The 23,577-nt window shown below is 70.6% G+C and carries 13 protein-coding genes; 9 read left to right on the top strand and 4 right to left on the bottom strand.

The window, feature by feature from the left end:
- The first annotated feature begins 9 nt into the window (after positions 1-9).
- Together BIV23_RS09130 and BIV23_RS09125 are read left to right on the top strand one after the other, a co-directional pair.
- Positions 10-3,813 carry a GH92 family glycosyl hydrolase gene (locus BIV23_RS09130; RefSeq protein WP_177239805.1) on the top strand — a complete coding sequence of 1,268 codons (3,804 nt, stop codon included), beginning with the start codon at positions 10-12 and terminating at the stop codon, positions 3,811-3,813.
- 355 nt (positions 3,814-4,168) lie between these two features.
- Positions 4,169-6,838: a SpoIIE family protein phosphatase gene (locus BIV23_RS09125; protein WP_079173041.1), complete on the top strand. Its 2,670-nt coding sequence runs from the start codon at positions 4,169-4,171 to the stop codon at positions 6,836-6,838.
- On the opposite strand, the gene BIV23_RS09120 is transcribed toward BIV23_RS09125, so the two are convergent.
- Complete coding sequence (locus BIV23_RS09120; protein ID WP_071380268.1) at positions 6,799-8,313, bottom strand: sensor histidine kinase; 1,515 nt, start codon at positions 8,311-8,313, stop codon at positions 6,799-6,801. The genes BIV23_RS09125 and BIV23_RS09120 overlap by 40 nt on opposite strands.
- Positions 8,314-8,472: 159 nt before the next feature.
- Complete coding sequence (gene acnA / locus BIV23_RS09115; protein WP_071380267.1) at positions 8,473-11,187, bottom strand: aconitate hydratase AcnA; 2,715 nt, start codon at positions 11,185-11,187, stop codon at positions 8,473-8,475.
- Between the two features lie 330 nt (positions 11,188-11,517).
- Here acnA and BIV23_RS09110 point away from each other — a divergent pair, with 330 nt between their 5' ends.
- The 7 genes from BIV23_RS09110 to BIV23_RS09085 all read left to right on the top strand — a co-directional run bounded on the left by BIV23_RS09110 (position 11,518) and on the right by BIV23_RS09085 (position 21,056).
- A complete protein-coding gene (locus BIV23_RS09110; protein ID WP_177239801.1) occupies positions 11,518-14,382 on the top strand; it encodes a TnsA-like heteromeric transposase endonuclease subunit in 2,865 nt (954 codons plus the stop codon).
- Positions 14,379-15,392 carry a TniB family NTP-binding protein gene (locus BIV23_RS09105; RefSeq protein ID WP_071380266.1) on the top strand — a complete coding sequence of 338 codons (1,014 nt, stop codon included), beginning with the start codon at positions 14,379-14,381 and terminating at the stop codon, positions 15,390-15,392. Before BIV23_RS09110 ends, BIV23_RS09105 begins: the two co-directional genes overlap by 4 nt.
- A gap of 32 nt (positions 15,393-15,424) precedes the next feature.
- Positions 15,425-16,063: a TniQ family protein gene (locus BIV23_RS50225; protein WP_071380265.1), complete on the top strand. Its 639-nt coding sequence runs from the start codon at positions 15,425-15,427 to the stop codon at positions 16,061-16,063.
- An 8-nt stretch (positions 16,064-16,071) separates the two neighbouring features.
- Complete coding sequence (locus BIV23_RS53910) at positions 16,072-16,695, top strand: TniQ family protein (protein WP_107471118.1); 624 nt, start codon at positions 16,072-16,074, stop codon at positions 16,693-16,695.
- A gap of 211 nt (positions 16,696-16,906) precedes the next feature.
- On the top strand, positions 16,907-18,436 hold the full coding sequence (locus BIV23_RS09095; RefSeq protein WP_071380264.1) for a helix-turn-helix domain-containing protein: 1,530 nt from the start codon (positions 16,907-16,909) through the stop codon (positions 18,434-18,436).
- A gap of 516 nt (positions 18,437-18,952) precedes the next feature.
- Positions 18,953-19,402 carry a hypothetical protein gene (locus BIV23_RS09090; RefSeq protein WP_143079063.1) on the top strand — a complete coding sequence of 150 codons (450 nt, stop codon included), beginning with the start codon at positions 18,953-18,955 and terminating at the stop codon, positions 19,400-19,402.
- Positions 19,403-19,472: 70 nt separating this feature from the next.
- On the top strand, positions 19,473-21,056 hold the full coding sequence (locus BIV23_RS09085) for a multicopper oxidase family protein (RefSeq protein WP_071380262.1): 1,584 nt from the start codon (positions 19,473-19,475) through the stop codon (positions 21,054-21,056).
- Between the two features lie 416 nt (positions 21,057-21,472).
- On the opposite strand, the gene BIV23_RS09080 is transcribed toward BIV23_RS09085, so the two are convergent.
- Both BIV23_RS09080 and BIV23_RS09075 read right to left on the bottom strand, forming a co-directional pair.
- Positions 21,473-21,754: an SHOCT domain-containing protein gene (locus BIV23_RS09080; protein WP_071380386.1), complete on the bottom strand. Its 282-nt coding sequence runs from the start codon at positions 21,752-21,754 to the stop codon at positions 21,473-21,475.
- 207 nt (positions 21,755-21,961) lie between these two features.
- On the bottom strand, positions 21,962-23,539 hold the full coding sequence (locus BIV23_RS09075; RefSeq protein ID WP_071380261.1) for a multicopper oxidase family protein: 1,578 nt from the start codon (positions 23,537-23,539) through the stop codon (positions 21,962-21,964).
- Between the last annotated feature and the right edge of the window lie 38 nt (positions 23,540-23,577).

Here is a 23,577-nt window from a genome sequence, read left to right as displayed (position 1 = left end):
AATCCGTAGATGCAGCGGAGAACTCGGCACAGATGGGGTCCGGCGGCCGTCCTCACGGCCGCCTTTGTCATGGCCGTCGGCGCACAGGGCGCGGCGGTCGCCCTGCCCGCCAGGGCTCCGGCCGCCGGGGGCGAGTTCGCGTCCTCGTTCGAGGCGGGAGATCCGGCACCCGACTGGATCGACACTGTGGACACCGAGCCCGACGGCGGCAAGCGTGCCTCGGGCGTCGACGGCGGCTACAGCACCGGCATCCCGGGCAACGTGACGGACCATGTCACCGACGTCCGGGCGAGCGGCGAGAACACGGGCGCCGGCGAGGTGAAGGAGAACCTGGTCGACGGCGACCCCGGGACCAAGTGGCTGACGTTCCAGCCCACCGGCTGGGCGGAGTTCGACCTCGACAAGCCCGTCAGGCTGGTGACGTACGCGCTCACCTCGGCCAACGACCACGCCGAGCGCGACCCGAGGGACTGGACGCTGCTCGGCTCCACGGACGGCAAGGACTGGAAGGCGGTCGACACCCGCTCCGGCGAGACCTTCTCCGAGCGACTGCAGACCAGGTCGTACGACCTGGCCCAGCCGGCCGAGTACCAGCACTTCCGGCTGGAGATCACGAGGAACGGCGGCGCCCCCGACATCCTCCAGCTCGCCGACGTCCAGTTCTCCACCGGCGGCTCCGGCGGCCCCGTCCCCGAGGACATGCAGACCCTGGTCGACCGCGGCCCCACCGCCTCGCCGACGGCCAGGGCACGTGCCGGGTTCACCGGAAAGAGGGCACTGCGCTACGCCGGACGCCACACGGCACCGGGCCGGGCGTACTCGTACAACAAGGTCTTCGGCGTGCACGTGAAGGTCGGCGCCGACACCCAGCTGTCGTACCGGATCTTCCCGTCGATGGCGGACGGCGACCGGGACTACGACGCCACGAACGTCTCCCTGGACCTGGCCTTCACCGACGGGACGTACCTGAGCGACCTGGGCGCCCTCGACCAGCACGGGTTCCCGCTGTCGCCGCGCGGGCAGGGCGCGTCCAAGGCGCTGTACGTCAACCAGTGGAACAACGTGCTCTCGCGGATCGGCTCGGTCGCGGCCGGCAAGACGGTCGACCGGATCCTGGTGGGGTACGACTCCCCCGCCGGGCCGGCGAAGTTCCGGGGCTGGATCGACGACGTGGCGCTGAAGCCGGTGGCGCCCGACAGGCCGCGGGCGCATCTGTCGGACTACGTGCTGACCACCCGGGGCACCAACTCCAGCGGCAGCTTCTCGCGCGGCAACAACTTCCCCGCGACCGCGCTGCCGCACGGCTTCAACTTCTGGACGCCGGTGACGAACGCGTCCTCGCTGAGCTGGCTGTACGAGTACGCGCGCGCGAACAACGACGACAACCTGCCGACGATCCAGGCGTTCAGCGCGAGTCATGAGCCGAGCCCGTGGATGGGCGACCGGCAGACCTTCCAGCTGATGCCGTCGGCCGCGGCCGGCACCCCGGACACCGGACGCGAGGCGCGCCAACTGCCGTTCCGGCACGAGAACGAGACCGCGCGGCCGTACTACTACGGGGTCCGGTTCGAGAACGGCCTCAAGGCCGAGATGACCCCGACCGACCACGCGGCGGTGCTGCGCTTCACCTACCCCGGCAACGACGCGAGCGTGCTCTTCGACAACGTCACCGAGCAGGCCGGCCTGACCCTCGACAAGGAGCACGGGACCGTCACCGGCTACTCGGACGTGAAGTCCGGCCTGTCGACGGGTGCGACCCGGCTGTTCGTGTACGGCACGTTCGACAAGCCGGTGACGGACGGCGGTTCGAGCGGGGTGAAGGGCTATCTGCGGTTCGACGCGGGCGCGGACCGCACGGTCACCCTGCGCCTGGCGACCTCGCTGATCAGCGTCGACCAGGCCAGGGACAACCTGCGCCAGGAGATCCCCGACGGCACCTCCTTCGACACGGTGAAGGCCCGGGCCCAGCGGACCTGGGACGGCCTGCTCGGCAGGGTCGAGGTGCGAGGGGCGACCCCGGACCAGCTGACCACGCTGTACTCCAGCATGTACCGGCTGTACCTGTACCCCAACTCGGGCTTCGAGAAGGTGGACGGGAAGGACCAGTACGCCTCCCCCTTCTCCCCGATGCAGAGCCAGGACACCCCGACGCACACCGGCGCGAAGATCGTCGACGGCCAGGTGTACGTCAACAACGGCTTCTGGGACACCTATCGGACCACGTGGCCGGCGTACTCGTTCCTGACGCCCACTCAGGCGGGCGCGATGATCGACGGGTTCGTGCAGCAGTACAAGGACGGCGGCTGGACCTCCCGCTGGTCCTCGCCCGGCTACGCCGACCTGATGACCGGCACCTCCTCGGACGTGGCGTTCGCCGACGCCTACGTCAAGGGCGTGCACTTCGACGCGGAGGCGGCGTACCGGGCCGCCCTGAAGAACGCGACCGTCGTCCCGCCGATGTCGGGCGTGGGCCGCAAGGGCATGGCCACCTCGCCGTTCCTCGGCTACACCAGCACCTCCACCACCGAGGGCCTGTCGTGGGCGATGGAGGGGTACGTCAACGACTACGGCATCGCGCGGATGGGCGAGGCGCTCTACAAGAAGAAAGGTGAGCAGCACTACAAGGACGAGTCGGAGTACTTCCTCAACCGCGCCCGCGACTACGTGAACCTGTTCGACCCCGGGGTGGGCTTCTTCCAGGGCCGGGACGACCAGGGGAAGCGGCGGCTGGACCCGTCGTCGTACGACCCGCGCGTGTGGGGCTACGACTACACGGAGACCAACGGCTGGGGCATGGCCTTCACCGTCCCGCAGGACACCCGTGGCCTGGCCGATCTGTACGGCGGCCGGCAGGGCCTCGCGAACAAGCTGGACACGTTCTTCTCGACCCCGGAGACGGCCTCCCCCGAGTTCGCCGGGTCCTACGGCGGTGTCATCCACGAGATGACCGAGGCGCGCGACGTCCGCATGGGCATGCTCGGGCAGTCCAACCAGCCCGCGCACCACATCCCGTACCTGTACGACGCGGCCGGGCAGCCCTGGAAGACCCAGGCGGCGGTCCGCGAGATCCTCTCCCGGCTCTACCTCGGCAGCGAGATCGGGCAGGGCTACCACGGCGACGAGGACAACGGCGAGCAGTCGGGCTGGTACCTCTTCTCGGCGCTCGGCTTCTACCCCCTGGTGCCCGGCAGCGGTGACTACTCCATCGGCTCCCCACTGTTCACGCAGGTCACCGTGCACCTGGAGAACGGCCGGGACCTGGTGATCAAGGCTCCGAGGAACAGCGCGAAGAACGTCTACATCCAGGGCGTGACCTTCAACGGCCGCCCCTGGAACTCCACTTCGCTCCCGCACTCGATGCTGTCCAGGGGCGGCGAGCTGACGTTCTCCATGGGTGCCCGGCCGTCGGCGTGGGGCACGGGCGAGAACGCGGGGCCGGTCTCCCTGACCCAGGGCGACAAGGTGCCGGTGCCCCGGGCGGACGTGCTGAAGGGCGACGGGCCGCTGTTCGACGACACGTCGGCGACCGAGGCCACGGTCACCTCGGTGGACCTCCCGGTCGACCACGCGGTCAGGCCCGTCCAGTACACCCTGACGTCCCCGGCCGACCACACGAGGGCGCCGACCGGCTGGACCCTCCAGGGCTCGGCCGACGGCACCACGTGGAAGACCCTGGACCACCGCTCCACCGAGGCGTTCCCCTGGGACCGCCAGACGCGCGTGTTCACCATCGCGACGCCGGGCACGTACGCGAAGTACCGGCTGGCGCTGGACCGTGCGTCGACACTGGCGGAGGTGGAGCTGCTGGCCTGACGCGGCCCTCCGCCGTAGGGTCGGGTGGCGCACCACTGGTCGCACACGTCGCAGGGACAGCGCTGTGCGCCACCCGTACCACGGAGGACCGCGCACGCCGGAGCCGGCGCGCCGCGAGTCACCCGGACGAGCTACCTCAAGCGGGTTGACGTCCTTCGCGGTCGGGCCGGTAGAGTCAGAACGGACCCAGACAACGTTGTCGGCGCCAGCCGGCACCATCCGGGCGGACACACCCACCCCCCTCGCCCGCCCGGCTCGCGGACCCGGTGCGTCCTGAGCACCGGGTCCGCCCAGAGCTGTCCGGCTCGCGGACCAGCCATAGCCACCCGGCGAACATGAGTGCTACAAAGGCCGCATGTCGGACATGCCTGAGCGATTCAGGCGTCTCTCCTGGCGCTCTGTGATCGGCAAGAGCCCGCGGAGCGTCGCCGGGCAGGTCATGGTCCTGCAAGTGGCGCTGGTCGTGGTCCTCGTCATCTGCGGAGTCCTTGCCCTGTTCCTCCAGTCGCAACGGGACACCGGGGCCGAGGCCAGGCGCCGCTCCATCGCCGTGGCCCAGACCTTCGCCCACTCCCCCGGCCTCCTACAGGCGCTGCGCACGCCCGATCCGTCCAAGATCCTCCAGCCGATCACCGAGGCGACGCGCAAGGCCGCGGGCGTCGACTTCATCGTCGTCATGGACACGCACGGCATCCGCTACACGCACCCGCTGCCCAGCAAGATCGGGAAGCGGTTCGTGGGCCAGATCGCGCCGTCGCTGGCCGGCAAGGTCTACACGGAGAGCGTCCACGGCCCGCTCGGCCACGAGGAGCAGGCGACCGTTCCGGTGGACGACGCCCGGGGCAAGGTGGTCGCCCTCGTCTCCGCCGGGCTGAAGGTCAGGAACATCACCAACGCGGTGAACCGGCAGCTGCCGATCATCCTGACGGCAGGGGCCGGCGCGCTCGTGGCGTCGACCGGGGGCACGGCCCTGGTGGGCAGGCGTCTGCGGCGGCAGACCCACAGCCTGGCCCCGGACGAGATGACCCGCATGTACGAGCACCACGACACGGTGCTGCACTCCGTGCGCGAAGGAGTGCTCATCGTCGGTGCCGACGGCCGGCTGCTGCTGGTCAACGACGAGGCCAAGCGGCTGCTGGACCTGCCCGCCGAGGTCGAGGGACGGCACCCGTCCCAGCTGCCGGACCTCGATCCGGACGTCGTGGAGCTGCTGGTCTCCCGGCGCGAGGCCACCGACGAGGTGCTCTTCGCCGGGGAACGGCTGCTGGCGGTCAACCAGCGCCCCACCGACAGCGCCGGAGGCCCTGGCGGCACCGTGGTGACCCTGCGCGACACCACCGAGCTCCAGGCCCTGTCCGGCCGGGCGGAGGTCGCCCGGGAGCGGCTCAAGCTGCTCTACGACGCCGGTGTGGGCATCGGCACCACCCTCGACGTGGGGAGCACCGCGGACGAGCTGGCGCGGGTCGCCGTACCGCGGTTCGCCGACTTCGTCACCGTGGACCTGGCCGACGCCGTGCTGTACGGCGACGAGCCGGCCGCCACCGCGACGGACCTGCGGCGCATCGCCATGCGCGGCATCCGGGACGACCACCCGCTCTACGAGAAGAACCGGCTGATCAACTTCCTGCCGGTCACGCCGCAGGCCCGAGGGTACGGCAGCGGCCGCTCCGAGCTGGTGGCCGACCTGTCGGCGGCGCCGGACTGGCAGGCCCAGGACCCCCAGCGCACCCGCGCGATCCTGGAGTACGGCATCCAGTCGCTGATCGTCGCCCCGATCCGCGCCCGCGGCGTCGTCCTGGGCATGGCGAACTTCTACCGGGCCAAGCGGGACCCCTTCGACGAGGAGGACGTGTCGCTGGCCGAGGAGCTCGTGGCGCGCGCCGCGGTCAGCATCGACAACGCCCGCCGCTACGCCCGTGAGCACGCGCTGGCGGTCACCCTGCAGCGCAGCCTGCTGCCGCGCGCGCTGCCCGAGCAGAGCGCCCTCGACGTCGGCTACCGCTACCTGCCCGCGCAGTCCGGGGTGAGCGGGGACTGGTTCGACGTGATCCCCCTGCCGGGCGGCCGGGTGGCGCTGGTCGTCGGCGACGTCGTCGGCCACGGTCTGCACGCGGCGGCCACCATGGGACGGCTACGCACCGCGGTGCACAACTTCTCCGCCCTCGATCTGCCGCCCGACGAGCTGCTGAGCCATCTCGACGACCTCGTCGGCCGGATCGACCAGGACGAGGCCTGCGCGGAGGCGACCGGGGAGATCGCCGGCGCGACCTGTCTGTACGCGATCTACGACCCGGTGACACGCCGCTGCACCATGGCGCGGGCGGGGCATCTGGCACCGGCGCTGGTCCACCCCGACGGCAGCGTCACCTTCGCCGACCTGCCGGCCGGCCCGCCGCTCGGCATCGGGGCCATGCCGTTCCAGACGGCCGAGCTGGAGCTGGCCGAGGACACCCGGCTGGTGCTCTACACCGACGGTCTGATCGAGGACCGTACCCGCGATCTGGACGTGGGCATGGAGCTGCTGCTGCAGTCGCTGGCCCGCCACCCGGACCGGTCGCCGGACGAGATGTGCCAGGCGGTGCTGGACGAGCTGCTGCCCGGGCGGCCCACGGACGACGTCGCGGTGCTCGTCGCGCGCACCCGGGCGCTGGCCCCCGACCGGGTGGCCGAGTGGGACGTGCCCCGTGATCCGGCCGCCGTGTCGGACATGCGCCTGGCCGTGGCCGGGAAGATGGAGGAGTGGGGCCTCGCCGAACTGGGTTTCGCCACGGAACTCGTCCTGAGCGAGCTGGTCACCAACGCCATCCGCTACGGATCCGATCCGATCCGGCTGCGCCTGATCCGCGACCGCGCGCTGATCTGCGAGGTGTCCGACGGGAGCAACACCTCGCCGCATCTGCGGTACGCCGCGACGACCGACGAGGGCGGCCGAGGGCTGTTCCTGGTGTCGCAGATGACCGAGCGCTGGGGCGTCCGGTACAGCCCTCAGGGCAAGGTGATCTGGGCGGAGCAGGCGCTGCCGTAGCCCGCCGCGGGGCCGGTCCGGCGGGGCTGCCGCGCAGCGGGGAGCTCGATCCGGAACTCGGTGCGGCCCGGCTCGCTACGGACGTCGAGGCGGCCGCGGTGGGCGGCCGCGATCGCCGACGCCACCGCGAGGCCCAGTCCGAAGCCGCCCTCGGCGAGGCCCCGGCGGGTGCGGGAGGGGTCGGCGCGGGTGAAGGGGTCGAAGACGGTGGGCAGCAGGGCGGCCGGGATGCCGGGCCCGTCGTCGCGGACCCGGACGGTGTGCCGGCCGGCCGCGGTGCCGACGGTGACCGTGACCGTCGTACCGGGCGGGGTGTGCACCCGGGCGTTGGCCAGCAGGGCGGACACCGCCTGCCTCAGGCGCGGTCGGTCCCCGCTGACCGACAGCGCTGCGTCCAGCGGGAGTTCGAGGCGCCACACATGGTCCGGACCGGCGCAACGGGCGTCCCGTACCGCCTCGGCGACCAGCACGGCGAGGTCCGTCGTCGCCGCGTGCGGGGGCCGCTCCTCGGCGAGGCGGGCGAGCAGCAGGAGGTTTTCGACCAGGCCGGTCATCCGGGCGGACTCGGTGCCGATCCGGCGCCAGGCGGGGTCGGTGGTGCCGTCCGGGCCGGGGGCGCGGTTCATCAGCTCGGCGTAGCCGGCGATGGAGGCGAGCGGGGTGCGCAGTTCGTGGCCGGCGTCGGCGATGAAGCGGCGGACGCGCTCCTCGCCGCGTCGGCGTGCGGCGTGCGCGGCCTCGACCTGGTCGATCATGCGGTTGAGGGCGGCGCCGACCTGACCGGTCTCGGTGCCGGGGTCGGCGTCGGATACGGGGACGCGGGCGAACGGGGCGGGCCGGTCCGGGGTGAGCGGGGCCCGGGCGACCTCGGCGGCGGTGGCGGCGAGGTGGCCGAGCGGGTGCAGCTGGCGGCGGACGGCGAGGGCGCAGCCGGCGCCCGCGAGGACGAGGACGGTGCCGGCGGCCGCGGCCTCGATGCGCACGAGCTGGTCGAGGGTGTGCCGTACGTCGTCCTGGGGCAGGCCGGCCAGGACGCGGACGCCGTGGGCGTCGAGGGCGGTGACGCGGTAGGTGCCGAGGCCGGGGACGGTGCGGGTGTGGGCCGAGCCGTCGTCGGGAACGCCGGTGAGGGCGGCGCGCTGGGCGGCGCCGAGGGGGCGCGGGCCGTCGTCCGCGCGGACGACCTCGGCGGCCAGGACGACACCGCCGCTGTCGAAGCGGGCGGCGAGCAGTCCGTCGGGGTGACCGCCGGTGCCGAGGAAGGCGAGGTCGGCGGGGCGGGCCGGGTGGCGGGCGGCGCCGGTCACGCCGGCCGCCGCGGCGGCGCCGACCCGGTCGTCCAGCGCGCCCATGAGAAAGGCGCGTTGGGCGAGGACGGCGGTGAGGGCGAGCACGGCGCAGACGCCGGCGAGGACGGTGGTGACGAGGAGCAGGAGGCGGGTACGCAGCGAGCGGCCCCTCGGTCGGGGGCTCATCTCCGGGGCCCGGGGGTGTCAGACATGTACGGATTCTGTTCCGGTTCGCTGGGGGAACCCTGTGTTCAGCCTGAGGGTCGGTGATGACCTGGCCGGACACGGCGAAGGGCCGCCTCCCCGTCACCGGGGAGGCGGCCCTCAACCAGCCTGCGCCACCGCTTACTTGCGGATCAGGTTGCGCAGCACGTACTGCATGATGCCGCCGTTGCGGTAGTAGTCGGCCTCACCGGGGGTGTCGATGCGGACGACCGCGTCGAACTCGATGCCCGTGTCGGTGGTGACCTTGACCGTGCGCGGCGTGCTGCCGTTGTTCAGCTCGGTGACGCCGGCGAAGGAGAAGGTCTCCTCACCGGTCAGGCCGAGGGACTCGGCGGACTGGCCCTCCGGGAACTGGAGCGGCAGGACGCCCATGCCGATGAGGTTCGAGCGGTGGATGCGCTCGTACGACTCGGCGATGACGGCCTTGACGCCGAGGAGCGCGGTGCCCTTGGCGGCCCAGTCGCGGGACGAGCCGGAGCCGTACTCCTTGCCGGCCAGGACGACCAGCGGGATGCCCTGCTCGATGTAGTTGCGGGAGGCGTCGTAGATGAACGACACCGGCGCGGCGGCCTGCGTGAAGTCGCGGGTGTAGCCGCCTTCCGTCCCCGGCGCGATCTGGTTGCGCAGGCGGATGTTGGCGAACGTGCCGCGGATCATGACCTCGTGGTTGCCTCGGCGGGAGCCGTAGGAGTTGAAGTCACGACGCTCCACACCGTGCTCGGTGAGGTACTTGCCGGCCGGGGTGTCGGCCTTGATGGCACCGGCGGGCGAGATGTGGTCGGTGGTGACCGAGTCGCCGAGCTTGGCGAGGACGCGGGCGCCCGCGATGTCCTCGACCGGGGCCGGCTCCATGCCCATGCCCTCGAAGTACGGGGGCTTGCGGACGTAGGTGGACTCGGTGTCCCACTCGAAGGTGTTGCCGGTCGGGACCGGGAGGGACTGCCACTGGGCGTCGCCCGCGAAGACGTCGGAGTAGGACTTGTTGAACATGTCCTCGCCGATCGCGTTGGCGACGACGTCGTTGACCTCGGCCTCGGTCGGCCAGATGTCCGACAGGTAGACCGGCTTGCCGTCCTGGTCGGTGCCGAGGGCGTCCTTGGTGATGTCCACCTTCATGGAACCCGCGAGGGCGTACGCGACGACCAGCGGCGGGGAGGCCAGGTAGTTCATCTTGACGTCGGGGTTGATCCGGCCCTCGAAGTTCCGGTTGCCGGAGAGGACCGAGGTGACCGCGAGGTCGTGGTCGTTGACGGCCTTGGAGACCTCCTCCGGCAGCGGGCCGGAGTTGCCGATGCAGGTGGTGCAGCCGTAACCGACCAGGTTGAAGCCGACCTTGTCGAGGTACGGGGTCAGGCCCGCCTTCTCGAAGTAGTCGGTGACGACCTTGGAACCCGGGGCGAGGGTGGTCTTGACCCAGGGCTTGCGGGTCAGGCCCTTCTCGACCGCCTTCTTGGCCACCAGGGCGGCGGCGACCATGACGTACGGGTTCGAGGTGTTGGTGCAGGAGGTGATGGCCGCGACGGTGACCGCGCCGTGGTCGATCTCGTAGGTCGTGCCGTCGGGGGCGGTCACGGTGACCGGGTTGGACGGGACGCCGTTGACGGACGCCGGGGCGTCGGAGGCCGGGAAGGACTCCTTGCCCGCCTCGTCGGCGGTGTCCACGTAGTTGCGGACGTCGAGCGCGAACTGCTGGGCGGCGTTCGCGAGGACGATGCGGTCCTGCGGACGCTTCGGACCGGCGATCGACGGGACGACCGTGGAGAGGTCCAGCTCCAGCTTCTCGGAGAAGTCGGGCTCGGCCGCCGGGTCGAGCCAGAGGCCCTGCTCCTTGGCGTACGCCTCGACGAGCGCGACCTGCTGGTCGCTGCGGCCGGTCAGGCGCAGGTAGTTCAGGGTCTCGTCGTCGATCGGGAAGATCGCGGCGGTGGAGCCGAACTCCGGCGACATGTTGCCGATGGTGGCGCGGTTGGCCAGGGAGGTGGCGGCGACGCCCTCGCCGTAGAACTCGACGAACTTGCCGACCACACCGTGCTTGCGGAGCATCTCGGTGATGGTGAGCACGAGGTCGGTGGCGGTCGTGCCCGGCTTCAGCTCACCGGTCAGCTTGAAGCCGACGACGCGCGGGATGAGCATGGAGACCGGCTGGCCGAGCATGGCGGCCTCGGCCTCGATGCCGCCGACGCCCCAGCCGAGGACGCCGAGGCCGTTGACCATGGTGGTGTGCGAGTCGGTGCCGACCAGAGTGTCGGGGTAGGCCTGGCCACCCCGGACCATGACCGTGCGCGCCAGGTGCTCGATGTTCACCTGGTGGACGATGCCGGTGCCCGGCGGGACGACCTTGAACTCGTCGAAGGCGGTCTGGCCCCAGCGCAGGAACTGGTAGCGCTCCTTGTTGCGGCCGTACTCCAGCTCGACGTTCTGCTTGAAGGCGTCGTTGGTGCCGAACTTGTCGGCGATGACGGAGTGGTCGATGACCAGCTCGGCCGGGGCCAGCGGGTTGATCTTCGCCGGGTCGCCGCCCAGCTCCTTCACGGCCTCACGCATGGTCGCGAGGTCCACGACGCAGGGAACGCCGGTGAAGTCCTGCATGATCACGCGGGCCGGCGTGAACTGGATCTCCTGGCTGGGCTGGGCCTGCGAGTCCCAGCCGCCGAGGGCACGGATGTGGTCGGCGGTGATGTTCGCGCCGTCCTCGGTGCGGAGCAGGTTCTCCAGCAGCACCTTCAGGCTGTACGGAAGGCGGGCCGAGCCTTCCACCTTGTCCAGCCGGAAGATCTCGTACGACTCGTCGCCCACCTGCAGCGTGCTGCGGGCGTCGAAGCTGTTCGCCGACACGACAGTCTCCTTCATTGATGTGCGCGTACCACCGTCATCGTGCCGCCACGCCGGTCTGGCCGATCCGCTAAGGTAAGGCTAAGTTAGGTAACCCTTAGTGGGTGGCGGGGTGCGGTGCGCCTGGCAGATATCTCGATGTCGAGATAACTCTAGTACATGGTCGCCGGATGGTCATGCCGGGCCGGGCCGAGTGATCTCTCGCAGCGAAGGTTGAGCATTCTCAGCGAAGGCTGGTGGCAGCTCGGTATTCTCAGCGAAGGTTGAGTGGCCGCTGCGGCCTGGCTGTCTGGGGAGATGGTGGGGGAACCGTTACACGCGTACGGCGATCCCGTGCTCAGCGCCTTCAATCTGGACTTCTTCAACGCCGGCCGACGTCAGCGTGTCGCGTTAGGTGCCGGGTGGAACGTCCGGTTCGAGAGTGTGCCGCCGGTACGTGGGTTCCGTTGGAACAAGGGTGACCGCAGCTTCCCGGGCTGGTACTACACGGTGACCACCGGCGGCCATGTGGGCTATGAGTCGTGGCTGGAGCGGGACCGGCTGATTCTGCTGGACTTCGCCTCGGACGTGGTGGGGATCGCATCTCAGCCGTTCTGGCTGCACTGGCGCGACGGCGAGGAGAGACGACGGCACGCGCCTGACTACTTCGTTCGACTGGCCGACGGCCGGTCCCGGGTGGTCGATGTCCGCGCCGAGGATCAGGTCGATGAGCGGACCGCGGAAGCGTTCGCTGCGACCGAGCGGGCCTGTTCGGCGGTCGGCTGGGAGTTTGTGCACGTCGGCGTCCCTGATCCGGTGTTCATGGCGAATGTGCGGTGGCTGGCTCGCTACCGGCACGAACGGTGCGGCCGTGCGGCCGGGGTTGCCGAGCGTCTGCTGGAGGTCTTCCGGCGGCCGGGCCCGCTTCGGATGGGGGCCGAGGAGGCAGGGGACGTTCTGGGGGTCCTGCCGGTGCTGTTCCATCTGTTGTGGACCGGGGCACTTCGGGCTGACCTCGGTGGGGCTCTACTGGGCAGTGACACTGTGGTGCAGACGTCCGATGGGATGGCCGTTGGGCCGATGCGGGAGAGTCAGGGGCACGGTCTGCTGCGTCCGAGGCTGGGCACACGCGGTGAGGGGAGCCAGATGCGCAGGCTGTCGAGGCCGGCTGCGATCGGGGTGGGCGAGCGGGTGCGGTTCGGCGGGCAGGTGCGGGCGGTGCTCGCGGTGTCCGCCCAGGTGGTGACGCTGTCCGCCGAGGGCGGCTCGCCGCGGGAGATTCCGCTGGCGATGCTGCTAGGTGATGAGAGTTTCGAGGTGCTCAGCAGCCGGGTGCGGATGCCTCTGCCGCCGGTGTCGCTGCTTGAGGCGCTTCCGGAACACGCGCGGGAGAAGGCCCTGTGGTGGGAGGGGCACATCCTGGAGGTCCTCCACGGCACCGACCCTGCCGCCGCGGGCGAGGATGCCGGGCCGCGTCCTGAGTACGATCCGGCCCGTCATTCGCTGACCGCGCGCGAGCGGGCGAAGGCGGCCGAGCTGACGGCCGCGGGCTACCGGGTCAGCGTGAGCACAATCGGCAACTTCCGCCGCCGCTATCAGATCGAGGGACTGCTGGGGCTCGCCGACCGCCGACCGGTACGCAAGAAGCCGCAGTTCGGGAAGGTCGACGACGCGGTGGTCGAGGCCATGCGGAAGGCGCTCAAAGAGGGCGAGGACGACTCCACCCGCACTGGGACCTACATCATCTGGCGGACTAGCGAGATCCTGCAGGAGGCGGGTGAGGAAGGTCAGGAGGTCGAGTTGCCGTCGCAGGCGACGCTCTACCGGCTGCTGGCCAAGCTGTCGCAAGGCAACCCCATCTCGGGAACCGCCCGCAACCGCCGCTCGCGAGCCCACGGGGCGAAGGCACCGTTCGGGCAGTGGACGGTGTTCGCGCCGGGCGAGGTGGTGCAGATCGACTCCACGCCGCTGGACGTGTTGGTTCGCCTGGACGACGGCGTCGTGGGCAAGGTCGAACTCACTGGCATGATCGACGTCGCAACGAGGACGGTGACGGCGGCGGTGCTGCGGCCCAGCACGAAGTCGGTCGACGCGAGCGTGCTGCTGGCCCGCACGGTCACTCCCGAGTTGATGCGGCCGGGATGGGCAGACGCCCTGCGGATGTCGCGGTCGGTGCTGCCCTACCGCCGGCTGCTGAACATCGACGAGCGTCTGGAGCACGCGGCCGCGAAGCCGGTGATCGTTCCGGAGATGATCGTCTGCGATCACGGCATGGTGTTCATCTCCCGCAACTTCAAGGCGTCCTGCCGCTTTCTGGAGATCGACTTCCAGCCCACGCACAAGGCGTCCCCGTTCCAGAAGGGGCACGTGGAGAAGATGCTGGACTCCGTCGGCACGGTCTTCGCGCAGTTCGTCGCCGGCTACACCGGCCGCAGCACCGACCACCGCGGTCGGAACCTGGACAAGCAGTCGCTGTGGTCCCTGCCGGAGTTGCAGGAGCTTCTTGACGAATGGCTCGTCGCGACGTGGCAGAACCGCGAGCACGACGGCCTGCGTGACCCGTTGCACCCAGGCCGGTCGTTCACGCCGAACGAGAAGTACGCCGCACTGGTGGAGGCGTGCGGCTATGTCTCAGTCGCGCTCAGCGCCGAGGACTACATCGAGCTGCTGCCGTCGGTCTGGCGGGCGGTGAACGACTACGGCATCCGAATCAAGCGCCGCACCTACGACGGACCCGGCCTGATCCGCCGCCAGCACTCCGGCGTCATGGAGAAGAAGGGCTTGTGGGAGATCCACCACGACCCCTACGACATCTCCCGCATCTGGGTACGCAACCACCACGGCGACGGCGAGTGGATCGAAGCCACCTGGAAGCACCTGCGCCACACCCCCGTCCCATTCGGTGATCTGGCCTGGGACCACGCCGCCCAGGGCCTGCCTGAGGGCACCGAGGCGGAGATCGCGGAGGCGGCCGCGGCCCTGCTGACTCGCGCACACGCGGGGCCCGGAGGCACGAACGCGAAGCCGAGGAAGCGCTCCCGCCGGGACAAGCAGGTCGCTGCCCGCACCAAGGCCGCCCTGCCCGTGGCAATACCTCCGCCGGTCCCGAACACCGCGCCGGATCCCGAACCGCCGCAGCCGGAGGAGGAAGAACCGCTGGCCAAGGTGATCCCGCTGGGCCTGTTCGATCCACTTGCCGATCCCTGGAAGACCCGATGACACAACCGCACGGCCCCCTCGCCCAGTCCGCCGACGACCCGCAGGAGCCGGATCGTCATCTGACGACCCTTGCTGGCTGGCGGGCCTTTGTCGACGACCAGCCCGTCATACCCGGGTTATTGAGCGACGGCGAACGCGACAAGCTCGCCCCCGCCGCCCGGGCCCGTTACGACGAGGACCGACTAGACCACCACACCCGGCTGCTGGTGGTGGCGACCTCCACTGTCCAGCACACGGTCACGTGCGGGCGCCGTCTGGTGCTGCTGAACCGGCACGCGGTCAGTGCCCGCCGCGGGCTGATGATCTCCGGCCCGGCCGGCACGGGCAAGACCACCGCGATCACCCAGCTCGGACGTGCTCACGAGCTCCTCGACCGAGCCCGGCACCCGGGCGTGAGCGACCGCATCCCGGTCGTCTACATCACCGTCCCGCCCGCCGCGACCGCCCGGATGGTGGCGGTCGAGTTCGCCCGGTTCCTCGGACTGCCCAGCCGTCGGCGCTGGAACATCACTGACATCTTGGAGTCGGTATGCGGCGTGCTGACGGACGCCCGGGTGGGTCTGGTACTCGTTGACGAACTACATAACATCTCGCTGATGACCCGGTCCGGAGCCGAGGTCGCCGACACGCTGAAGTACTTCTCGGAGCGCATCCCGGCGACCTTCGTCTATGCCGGGATCAACGTCGAACGCGAGGGCCTGTTCGACGGCACCCGGGGACAGCAGATCGCCGGACGCTTCACCCTCGTCCCCACCGCCCCGCTGCCCTACAACACCGAGTGGCAGGGCCTGGTCGCTACCCTGGAGAACTCTCTCCGCCTCCATAACCACAAACCCGGCAGCCTCACCAGCCTGGATCGATACCTGCACGACCGCACCAGCGGCATGATCGGCTCGCTCTCTCACCTGATACGAGGCGCCGCCCTGGACGCGATCTTGACCGGCAGCGAGAAGATCACCAAGCAGGGGCTGGACGCGATCCCGCTCGACCACAGCTCCGATTCCGACTGACCGGCCGAGCCAGGAAGAACGCCGCCCCGACGATGCCGTCGCCATACGCAGACACACCACTCCCGGCCCTGCTGCCGATACGGGTTCGTCCGCACCTGGGCGAGACCACCGAGAACTACATCCGCCGCCTTGCCCGGGCCAACCACCTGAAGCCCAGTGCCCTGCACACTCTCGCCTGCGGCCCGCCGAACTGGACCGGCAAACCCCGCCTGGACCGGCTCGCCGCCCTCTCCGGCCGCCCGGCCGAGCACCTTGAGCAAGCTCTGACCGACGGCTCCGTCCCCAGACGGCGCACTACCGTCACCGGCCGGGACGAGAGGCTCTCCAAGGACACCTACCTGCTCTATCGCCAGCTCCGTCAGGACGCTGAGAGTGGCTGGTCCACCCGCAGGCTCGCTGAGCGGCACCAGGTCAGCCGATGGGTCGTCCGGCATGCGCTGACCGTGTCTCTCCCACCCGCCCGCCAGCGGACCAACCCCTACCGAAAAACCCCCGTGATCGCGTCGGTCAGGCACCTGGTGAACCCCATGATCAGCCAGAACATGTCCGCGAAGCGCATCTGGACGGCACTGATGGACGACCACGGCGTCTCGATCTCCTTCTCCACCCTCAACGCCTACATCCGCAACCAGCGGACCGGCTACCGCTCACCCACCCCGCCTATCTGCTGAAACTCAGGATGACCGAGCTCCGACTGCCTTCACGGCTCCCCATCGACGTCCGTCCCCACCAAGGCGAGACCGTCAACTCCTACGTTGACCGCCTAGCCACCGCAAATCACATCAAACCAAAGCTTTTACGGGCATTTCTTCATGGCGCATACGACTCTCGGGCGCGTGCGCAGCTGGATCGCCTCTCGGCCGCCAGCGGCCGCAACGAAGAGATACTGCGCCGCACCCTCGCTGGGTTCCACTGCGAACTATGCTCAACCCCACTCTCGGCCAGCACCCAGACCGGCACGCGATGGTGCACGCCTTCCTGTCGAGAGAAGGCATACCGCCTGCGCAACCCTGAGCGATACCGGCCAGCGCCGAAGCCGCCAGTTGAAAACGTGTGTGAAGGATGCAAAAGCAGCTTCACTTCACCACTTTCCCAGCGATGGTGCTCGCGAGACTGCCGTCTGGTCATCCGGCAGCGAGCAGGCTGCAGGCGATGCGGAAACCCCACACACCCTGATCGGCACGGGCTTCCCCGCCCCTGGTGCTCGGATGCCTGTCGATCATGGGGATACCGGCGCCGCAGGAAGCAGAGGCTGAAGGCGCTCAAGGAGACGACCGAGCTGAAACCGCTCAACCTTCGGTGAGAAAGCTCAACCTTCACTGCGAGAGGTCACCGAGCTCTGCCGTTTTCGGCGGCACGGACCACACGTTCCCCGCATTCGCAACTAACCACAACTAACGGACAAATCACCCAGACGGCCGCATCGCCCGTGACATCACTGGTCATTGACGCGACATCACTCGAATGGACCCCCCTGGCAGGCGCCATCTCATATCTGAGATAGCCTCAGCCTCATGTCAGACGACTACCTCGTACGCATCGGCAAGCTCATCCGTGACGCCCGGCAACACCGTGGCTGGACACAGACGCAGCTCGCGGAGGCGCTCGGCACCAGCCAGAGCGCGGTCAACCGCATCGAGCGGGGCAACCAGAACATCAGCCTTGAGATGATCGCGCGCATCGGTGAGGCGCTGGACAGCGAGATCGTGTCGCTCGGGTACGCCGGTCCGATGCATCTGCGTGTCGTCGGCGGCCGCCGGCTGTCCGGTGCCATCGACGTGAAGACGAGCAAGAACGCCTGCGTGGCACTGCTGTGCGCCTCGCTGCTCAACAAGGGCCGCACGGTGCTGCGCCGCGTGGCCCGCATCGAGGAGGTGTACCGCCTGCTGGAGGTGCTGAACTCCATCGGCGTGCGCACCCGCTGGATCAACGACGGCGTCGACCTCGAACTGGTGCCGCCGGCCGAGCTGGAGATGGCGGCGATCGACGCCGAGGCGGCCGTACGCACCCGCTCGATCATCATGTTCCTCGGCCCGCTGCTGCACCGCATGGACGCCTTCAAGCTGCCGTACGCCGGCGGCTGCGACCTCGGCACGCGGACCATCGAGCCGCACATGATCGCGCTGCGCCGGTTCGGTCTGGACATCGCGGCCACCGAGGGGCAGTACCACGCGCGGGTCGACCGCACGGTCCGCCCCGACCGTCCGATCGTGCTGACCGAGCGCGGCGACACCGTGACCGAGAACGCGCTGCTGGCCGCCGCCCGGCACGACGGCGTGACCGTCATCCGCAACGCCTCCTCCAACTACATGGTCCAGGACCTGTGCTTCTTCCTGGAGACGCTCGGCGTCAAGGTCGAGGGCATCGGCACGACGACGCTGACCGTGCACGGCATGCCGAACATCGACGTCGACGTGGACTACTCCCCCTCCGAGGACCCGGTCGAGGCGATGAGCCTGCTGGCCGCCGCCGTGGTGACGGAGTCGGAGCTGACGGTCCGCCGGGTCCCCATCGAGTTCCTGGAGATCGAGCTGGCGGTCCTGGAGGAGATGGGCCTCGACCACGACCGCAGCCCCGAGTACTGCGCGGACAACGGCCGTACGCGCCTGGTCGACCTCACGGTCCGCCCCTCCAAGCTGGAGGCGCCGATCGACAAGATCCACCCGATGCCCTTCCCGGGCCTGAACATCGACAACGTCCCGTTCTTCGCGGCGATCGCGGCGACCGCGCAGGGCCAGACCCTCATCCACGACTGGGTCTACGACAACCGTGCGATCTACCTCACCGACCTCAACCGCCTCGGCGGCCGCCTCCAGCTCCTCGACCCGCACCGGGTCCTGGTCGAGGGCCCGACCCGCTGGCGCGCCGCCGAGATGATGTGCCCGCCGGCCCTGCGTCCCGCCGTGGTCGTCCTGCTGGCCATGATGGCGGCGGAGGGCACGTCGGTGCTGCGCAACGTGTATGTCATCAACCGGGGTTACGAGGATCTCGCGGAGCGGCTGAACTCCGTCGGGGCGCAGATCGAGATCTTCCGGGACATCTGAACACCTGACGGAGGACTGCCGCCGTCTCCCCTCTCGCTCCGCGCGAACGCAGGACGAGAAGGGAGACGGCGGCACCTCCGGACTTCCCGGGGACAGGGGCCCTCGACGGCTCTCCGCACCTCCCCCGGCCGAACTCGCCCGTGGCGTCGGCGACATGCCCGCCGGCCGGCCCGCCGTCGTCCATCGCCGCCCTCCTGCCCCGTCACCGATTCCGAACCGGCGCCTCCGGCCTGCCCGGCGGCTACGGCGCCCTGCCCGCCCGGACCGCACCCGCCGGCGCCCGGCCCGGACACGGGTGCGGCGGCGAGCACCGGTCATCACGCACCCCACCCCTGCGGACCGGCTCCTCCACGACGCGTCCCCCGGGCACCCGGGGTGCCGGAGAAGAGAGCCGGGCGGCCGCACACCGCCCGCGGGGCACGGCAGGACCGCCCCCGTATGCCGGACGTCACGCGGACGCGGTACCCCTCCCGGGTATAGTGGCGATCCTGGCAGGCGATGCGGATGCGGAAGGCGATGACAGCAGCGACGTACCGGCGGATCAGCCCCCGTGGCAGCGCACCGCGCTGGACGTGGGCCACGGTCGTGGCGCTGCTCGCGGCTCTCGCCGTCCTGATCCACCACGACTCCGTCGGCGCCGTCACCCCCACCACCGCCATGAGCGCGATGCCCGGGACGGACCACACGGCGTCGGTACGCACGACCGCTCGGACCGGGCACCACGAGGCCGCTCGGACAGCCGCCCCGGCCATGGACCACGACGGCGGCGGTGCCTGCTCCGGCCCCGCCATGCAGCACTGCTCGTCCGGTGACGTGGGCACGCCGCGACTGCTCGCGCCGCCGTCCGCCCTGGCACACACCGTCCATGGCTCTGCCACGCCCGGCTTCCCCCACGGGCGCAGCCCCTCCGGAGTCGCCTACCGCGCGCCGCCGGACCTCTCCGTCCTGTCCCGACTGCTGATCTAGGCCCGCCGTCCTGCGGCCTGCTGCCGCGTGCGCCCTGATCAACGGCATATCGAGACGAGGACTTTCCCCCATGAACAGCATCAACCGCCGCTCCGTCCTGCTGGCCGGGCTCGGCGTCGCGGGCGCGGGCGCGCTCGCCGCGTGCAGCAGCGGCTCCGGCAGCTCCCACGGCACCACCTCCCTGGTCGGCCCCGACAGCGAGGTGGTCGCCGCCACCGACAGGAAGCGCAAGGGCACCGGCAAGGTGCGGAACCTCACCCTGACCGCCGCGCCGGCCGTGCTCGACCTCGGTGCCGGGGCGACGGCGAAGAGCTGGGCCTTCAGCGGCCGCACCCCGGGCGAGGAGATCCGCCTGACGGCCGGCGACACCCTCGCCGCCGAACTCTCCAACCAGCTGCCCCACAGGACCACGACGTCCCTCCACTGGCACGGCATCGCCCTGCGCGCCGACATGGACGGCGTGCCGCCGGCCACCCAGGCCGCCGTCCGGGCGGGCGGCACCTTCACCTACCGCTTCATCGCCGACACCCCCGGCACCTACTTCTTCCACCCGCACGTCGGCGTCCAGCTCGACCGGGGCCTGTACGCCCCGCTGATCGTGGAGGACCCCAAGGAGCCGCTGTCGTACGACGACGAGTGGGTCGTCGTCCTGGACGACTGGGTCGACGGTGTCACCGGCACCCCCGACGAGGTCTTCGCCGAGCTCAAGCACGGCATGGGCGGGATGGACGGCATGGACATGGGCGACATGAGCATGAGCGGCGGCAGTTCGGGCAGGGCGAGCGCCTCGCCGTCGGGCTCCGGCGGCATGTCGGCGGAGTTCATGCTCATGGGCGCCGAGAGCAAGCTGCTCGGCGGGGACGCGGGCGACGTCAAGTACCCCTACCACCTGGTCAACGGCCGTGTCCCGGCCGACCCCGACGTCTACCGCGGCAAGCCCGGCAAACGGGTCCGGCTGCGCGTCATCAACGCCGGCGGCGACACGGCGTACCGGGTCGCGCTCGGCGGCCACAAGCTGACCGTCACCCACACCGACGGCTTCCCGGTCCGGCACCAGCAGGTGGACGCCCTGCTCGTCGGCATGGGCGAGCGGTACGACGTCCTGGTCACCCTCGCCGACGGCGTCTTCCCGCTCGTCGCCCTCGCCGAGGGCAAGAACGCCGGCGGCATGGCCGTGGTCCGCACCGGTTCCGGCGGCGCGCCGCAGCCCACCGTGCGCCCGAAGGAACTGGACGGCATGATCATGACGGCCGCCCGGCTGAAGGCGGCCGACGACGTCCGGCTGGAGACGAAGAAGGCCGACCGCGTTCACCGCATCGCGCTGACCGGCGGCATGACCAGGTACGACTGGGGCATCAACGGCAAGCGGTTCGACATGGACCACCCCACAGCCGACCCCATCCTGGTCCAGCAGGGCGAGCGGGTCCGGCTGGACTTCGTCAACACCACCAGCATGTGGCATCCGATGCACCTGCACGGCCACACCTACCAACTCGGCACGGACGGCCCGCGCAAGGACACCACCATCGTCCTGCCGAAGAGGACCGCGTCGGTGTACTTCGACGCCGACAACCCCGGCCAGTGGATGCTGCACTGCCACAACGCCTACCACGGCGAGGCCGGGATGATGGCGCTGCTGGCCTACCAGGGCTGACCCGGACCGCCCCGCCCTCTTGGGCCCCGGTCCCCGGGCCTGAGAGGGCAGCCGGGCACAACCGAAGCCGCCGCACCCGCCTGCCCGTCGGCTCGGCACGCGTGCGGGCAACGCCGCCGTCGCCGTCGTCTCCCGCCCCAGGGCGGCGAGCCGGACCGGAAGACCTCTATCGCCGGTGCAAGCCGGTCACCGAGTGACGTCCAGCTCCGGTACAGGCCGGCTGCGTCGTGGCCCGGGACGTTGCAGAGCAGCTCGTAGCGGCCGGGCCGCAGCGTCACCGTGGTCCAGGCCGCCGCACCGGAGGCGATGCCGTCTCCGGCGCCGCTGCCGCAGGTGCGCGACGCCTCACCGAGACTGCCTTCTTCCGACACCCGGCCGTCGGAGCCGACGGCACGCTCTCCGGCGGCGATGCGGAGTCACCGGTGCTCCCGGAGCACCGCGAGCCGACGTTTGTACTCGTCCTCGTCGATCTCCCCGCGCGCGAACCGCTCGGCGAGCAGGTTCTCGGCCCCTCGGTCCTGCCATCCGCCGTCGCCGGGGGCCGGCGGGCGGCCGGGCTGCTGATGGTGACGCGTACCGGCGAGGTAGCGCACGAGTGCGACGAAACCGATGACCAGGAGCGCCCAGAACAGCACCATGAACACCGTCATGAAGAACCAGCCTCCGCCCCAGCCCCATCCGCCGTCGTGCCAGATCATGCCGACCACTTCCCTCGGCCCACGACTCCGTCAACGCCAGGATGGATCGGCCGGACGTCAGCCGCTCCGGGCCGAAGTTCCCGCGTCCAGGGCCGGAGGACCCAACGCCTGATCCCGGCCGCCCGCGGTCGCGGCGGTCAGGGCCTCGACGGGATGCCGAGTTCGTCGAGCAGGCGTGCCGGTGGACGCCCCGGCGGGGCCCACTCCTCACACCACCAGGTAGTTGGCCATCATCGCCATGTCCTCGTGCTCCAGGTTGTGGCAGTGCAGCATGTACCGGCCCCGGTAGCCGCGGAAGCGGACCAGTACGTCCACGGCCTCGTGCGGGCGGACGTCGACCGTGTCCTTCCAGCCGGCGTCGGTGGGCTCGGGTGCGCGTCCGGCGCGCGAGAGCACCTGGAAGTGGGCCATGTGCAGATGCACGGGATGGTGGAGGTCGCTGGTGAAGCGCCAGCGTTCGACGGTGCCCAGGCGCGGGCGGGCCAGGAACTCCGAGGTGCTGAAGGGGCGGCCGTTGATGGTCCACACGGCGCCGGAGCGGCGGAAGTCGAAGTGCCGGGTGGCGACGGCGGACGCCGCACGCAGGGCCGTGAAGCGCGAGAGGCGGGCCGGGACGTGGCTCGGGTCCTTCGCCCTGCGGGCGATCCGGAAGCGCATGACCTGGCGCATACGGCCGTTTGCCAGGGTGTTGACCAGGGTGACCGCGCTCCCCACCGGGCAGCCGGTGAAGTCCACGACCACGTCGAAGCGTTCCGCCGGTGAGATGGGGATGCCGGCCAGCCGCTGCGGCGCGGCCAGCAGGCCGCCGTCGCCGCCGATCTGTGTGAAGGGGAGCCGGCCGCCGTGCTCCTTCTCCAGCACCAGGTGGTAGCGGCGGGCGTTGGAGGCGTTCAGCAGGCGCAGGCGGTGGCGGGTCGCCGAGACCTCCGCCTGCGGCCAGGGGGCGCCGTTCACCAGCTGTACGTCGCCGAGGACGCCGTCCATGTACGCGTCCTGGACGCCGGGGGTGCCGGTGCAGGCCGGCGAGTGGCCCGGGTAGCGGAAGGAGCCGTCCTCCTCGAAGGAGCGGTCGCAGATCATCAGAGGGATGTCCCGCTCGCCGCCGGGCAGCGGAAGCGCGTCCTCCTCCCGGTCGTGGACGAGGAACATCCCGGCCAGGCCGCGCCAGACCTGCGGGGCGCTGAAGTCCATCCGGTGGTCGTGGTACCAGAGCGTCGCCGCCCGCTGGTCCAGCGGGTAGGTGTAGGTCCGGTGGCCCGGCGAGACCGTCCAGTCGACGGCGGGGGCGTGCGTCCCGCCCCTGCTGCCGTGCGCCGTCCTCGCCGCCTCGAACGCGGCGCCGCACCGCGCGGGCACCAGCACATCGGTCGGGTAGCCGTCCGAGTGCGGCGGGGTGACGCCCCCGTGCAGATGCAGGGAGGTGGGCACGGAGAGCTGGTTTCGGACCCGTACCTCCATCCCCCGGCCGGAGCGGGCGGTGAAGGTGGGGCCGGGGAAGATGCCGTCGTAGCCCCAGACGGTCGTCCTCAGCCCGGGAACGATCTCCACGGACCCCTCGCGCTGGGTGATGTCGTAGACGTCGACGCCGCCCGTCGTCCGCGCGGGGCGGGCACGCGGTGGTACGGGCAGTGGCGTCGCGAACTGCCGCGGCGGACGGATCCCGCTGGTCAGGACGGTGCCCTTGTGGTCGTACGACCACCTCGGGCGGGCCGCCGATCCGGCGGGTACGGCGAGGCCGGTGGTGGCCCCGGCCGTCACCCCGAGGAATCGTCGACGTGACGTCACCCGTGCTCCCTCTCCCGGTGTTCGTCCGTGCGGCGCCC

Origin of the sequence: Streptomyces monashensis (assembly GCF_001866665.1) — a bacterium.
Classification (GTDB): domain Bacteria; phylum Actinomycetota; class Actinomycetes; order Streptomycetales; family Streptomycetaceae; genus Streptomyces; species Streptomyces monashensis.
Note: the sequence above shows the minus strand (reverse complement) of the source record. Positions and strands in the feature narration are given on the sequence as shown.

Coding starts and splice junctions, on each gene's coding strand:
- BIV23_RS09130 (WP_177239805.1), top strand. CDS start 10: ATGCAGCGGAGAACTCGGCACAGATGGGGTCCGGCGGCCGTCCTCACG.
- BIV23_RS09125 (WP_079173041.1), top strand. CDS start 4,169: ATGTCGGACATGCCTGAGCGATTCAGGCGTCTCTCCTGGCGCTCTGTG.
- BIV23_RS09120 (WP_071380268.1), bottom strand. CDS start 8,313: ATGAGCCCCCGACCGAGGGGCCGCTCGCTGCGTACCCGCCTCCTGCTC.
- BIV23_RS09105 (WP_071380266.1), top strand. CDS start 14,379: ATGACACAACCGCACGGCCCCCTCGCCCAGTCCGCCGACGACCCGCAG.
- BIV23_RS50225 (WP_071380265.1), top strand. CDS start 15,425: ATGCCGTCGCCATACGCAGACACACCACTCCCGGCCCTGCTGCCGATA.
- BIV23_RS53910 (WP_107471118.1), top strand. CDS start 16,072: ATGACCGAGCTCCGACTGCCTTCACGGCTCCCCATCGACGTCCGTCCC.
- BIV23_RS09095 (WP_071380264.1), top strand. CDS start 16,907: ATGTCAGACGACTACCTCGTACGCATCGGCAAGCTCATCCGTGACGCC.
- BIV23_RS09090 (WP_143079063.1), top strand. CDS start 18,953: ATGACAGCAGCGACGTACCGGCGGATCAGCCCCCGTGGCAGCGCACCG.
- BIV23_RS09085 (WP_071380262.1), top strand. CDS start 19,473: ATGAACAGCATCAACCGCCGCTCCGTCCTGCTGGCCGGGCTCGGCGTC.
- BIV23_RS09080 (WP_071380386.1), bottom strand. CDS start 21,754: ATGATCTGGCACGACGGCGGATGGGGCTGGGGCGGAGGCTGGTTCTTC.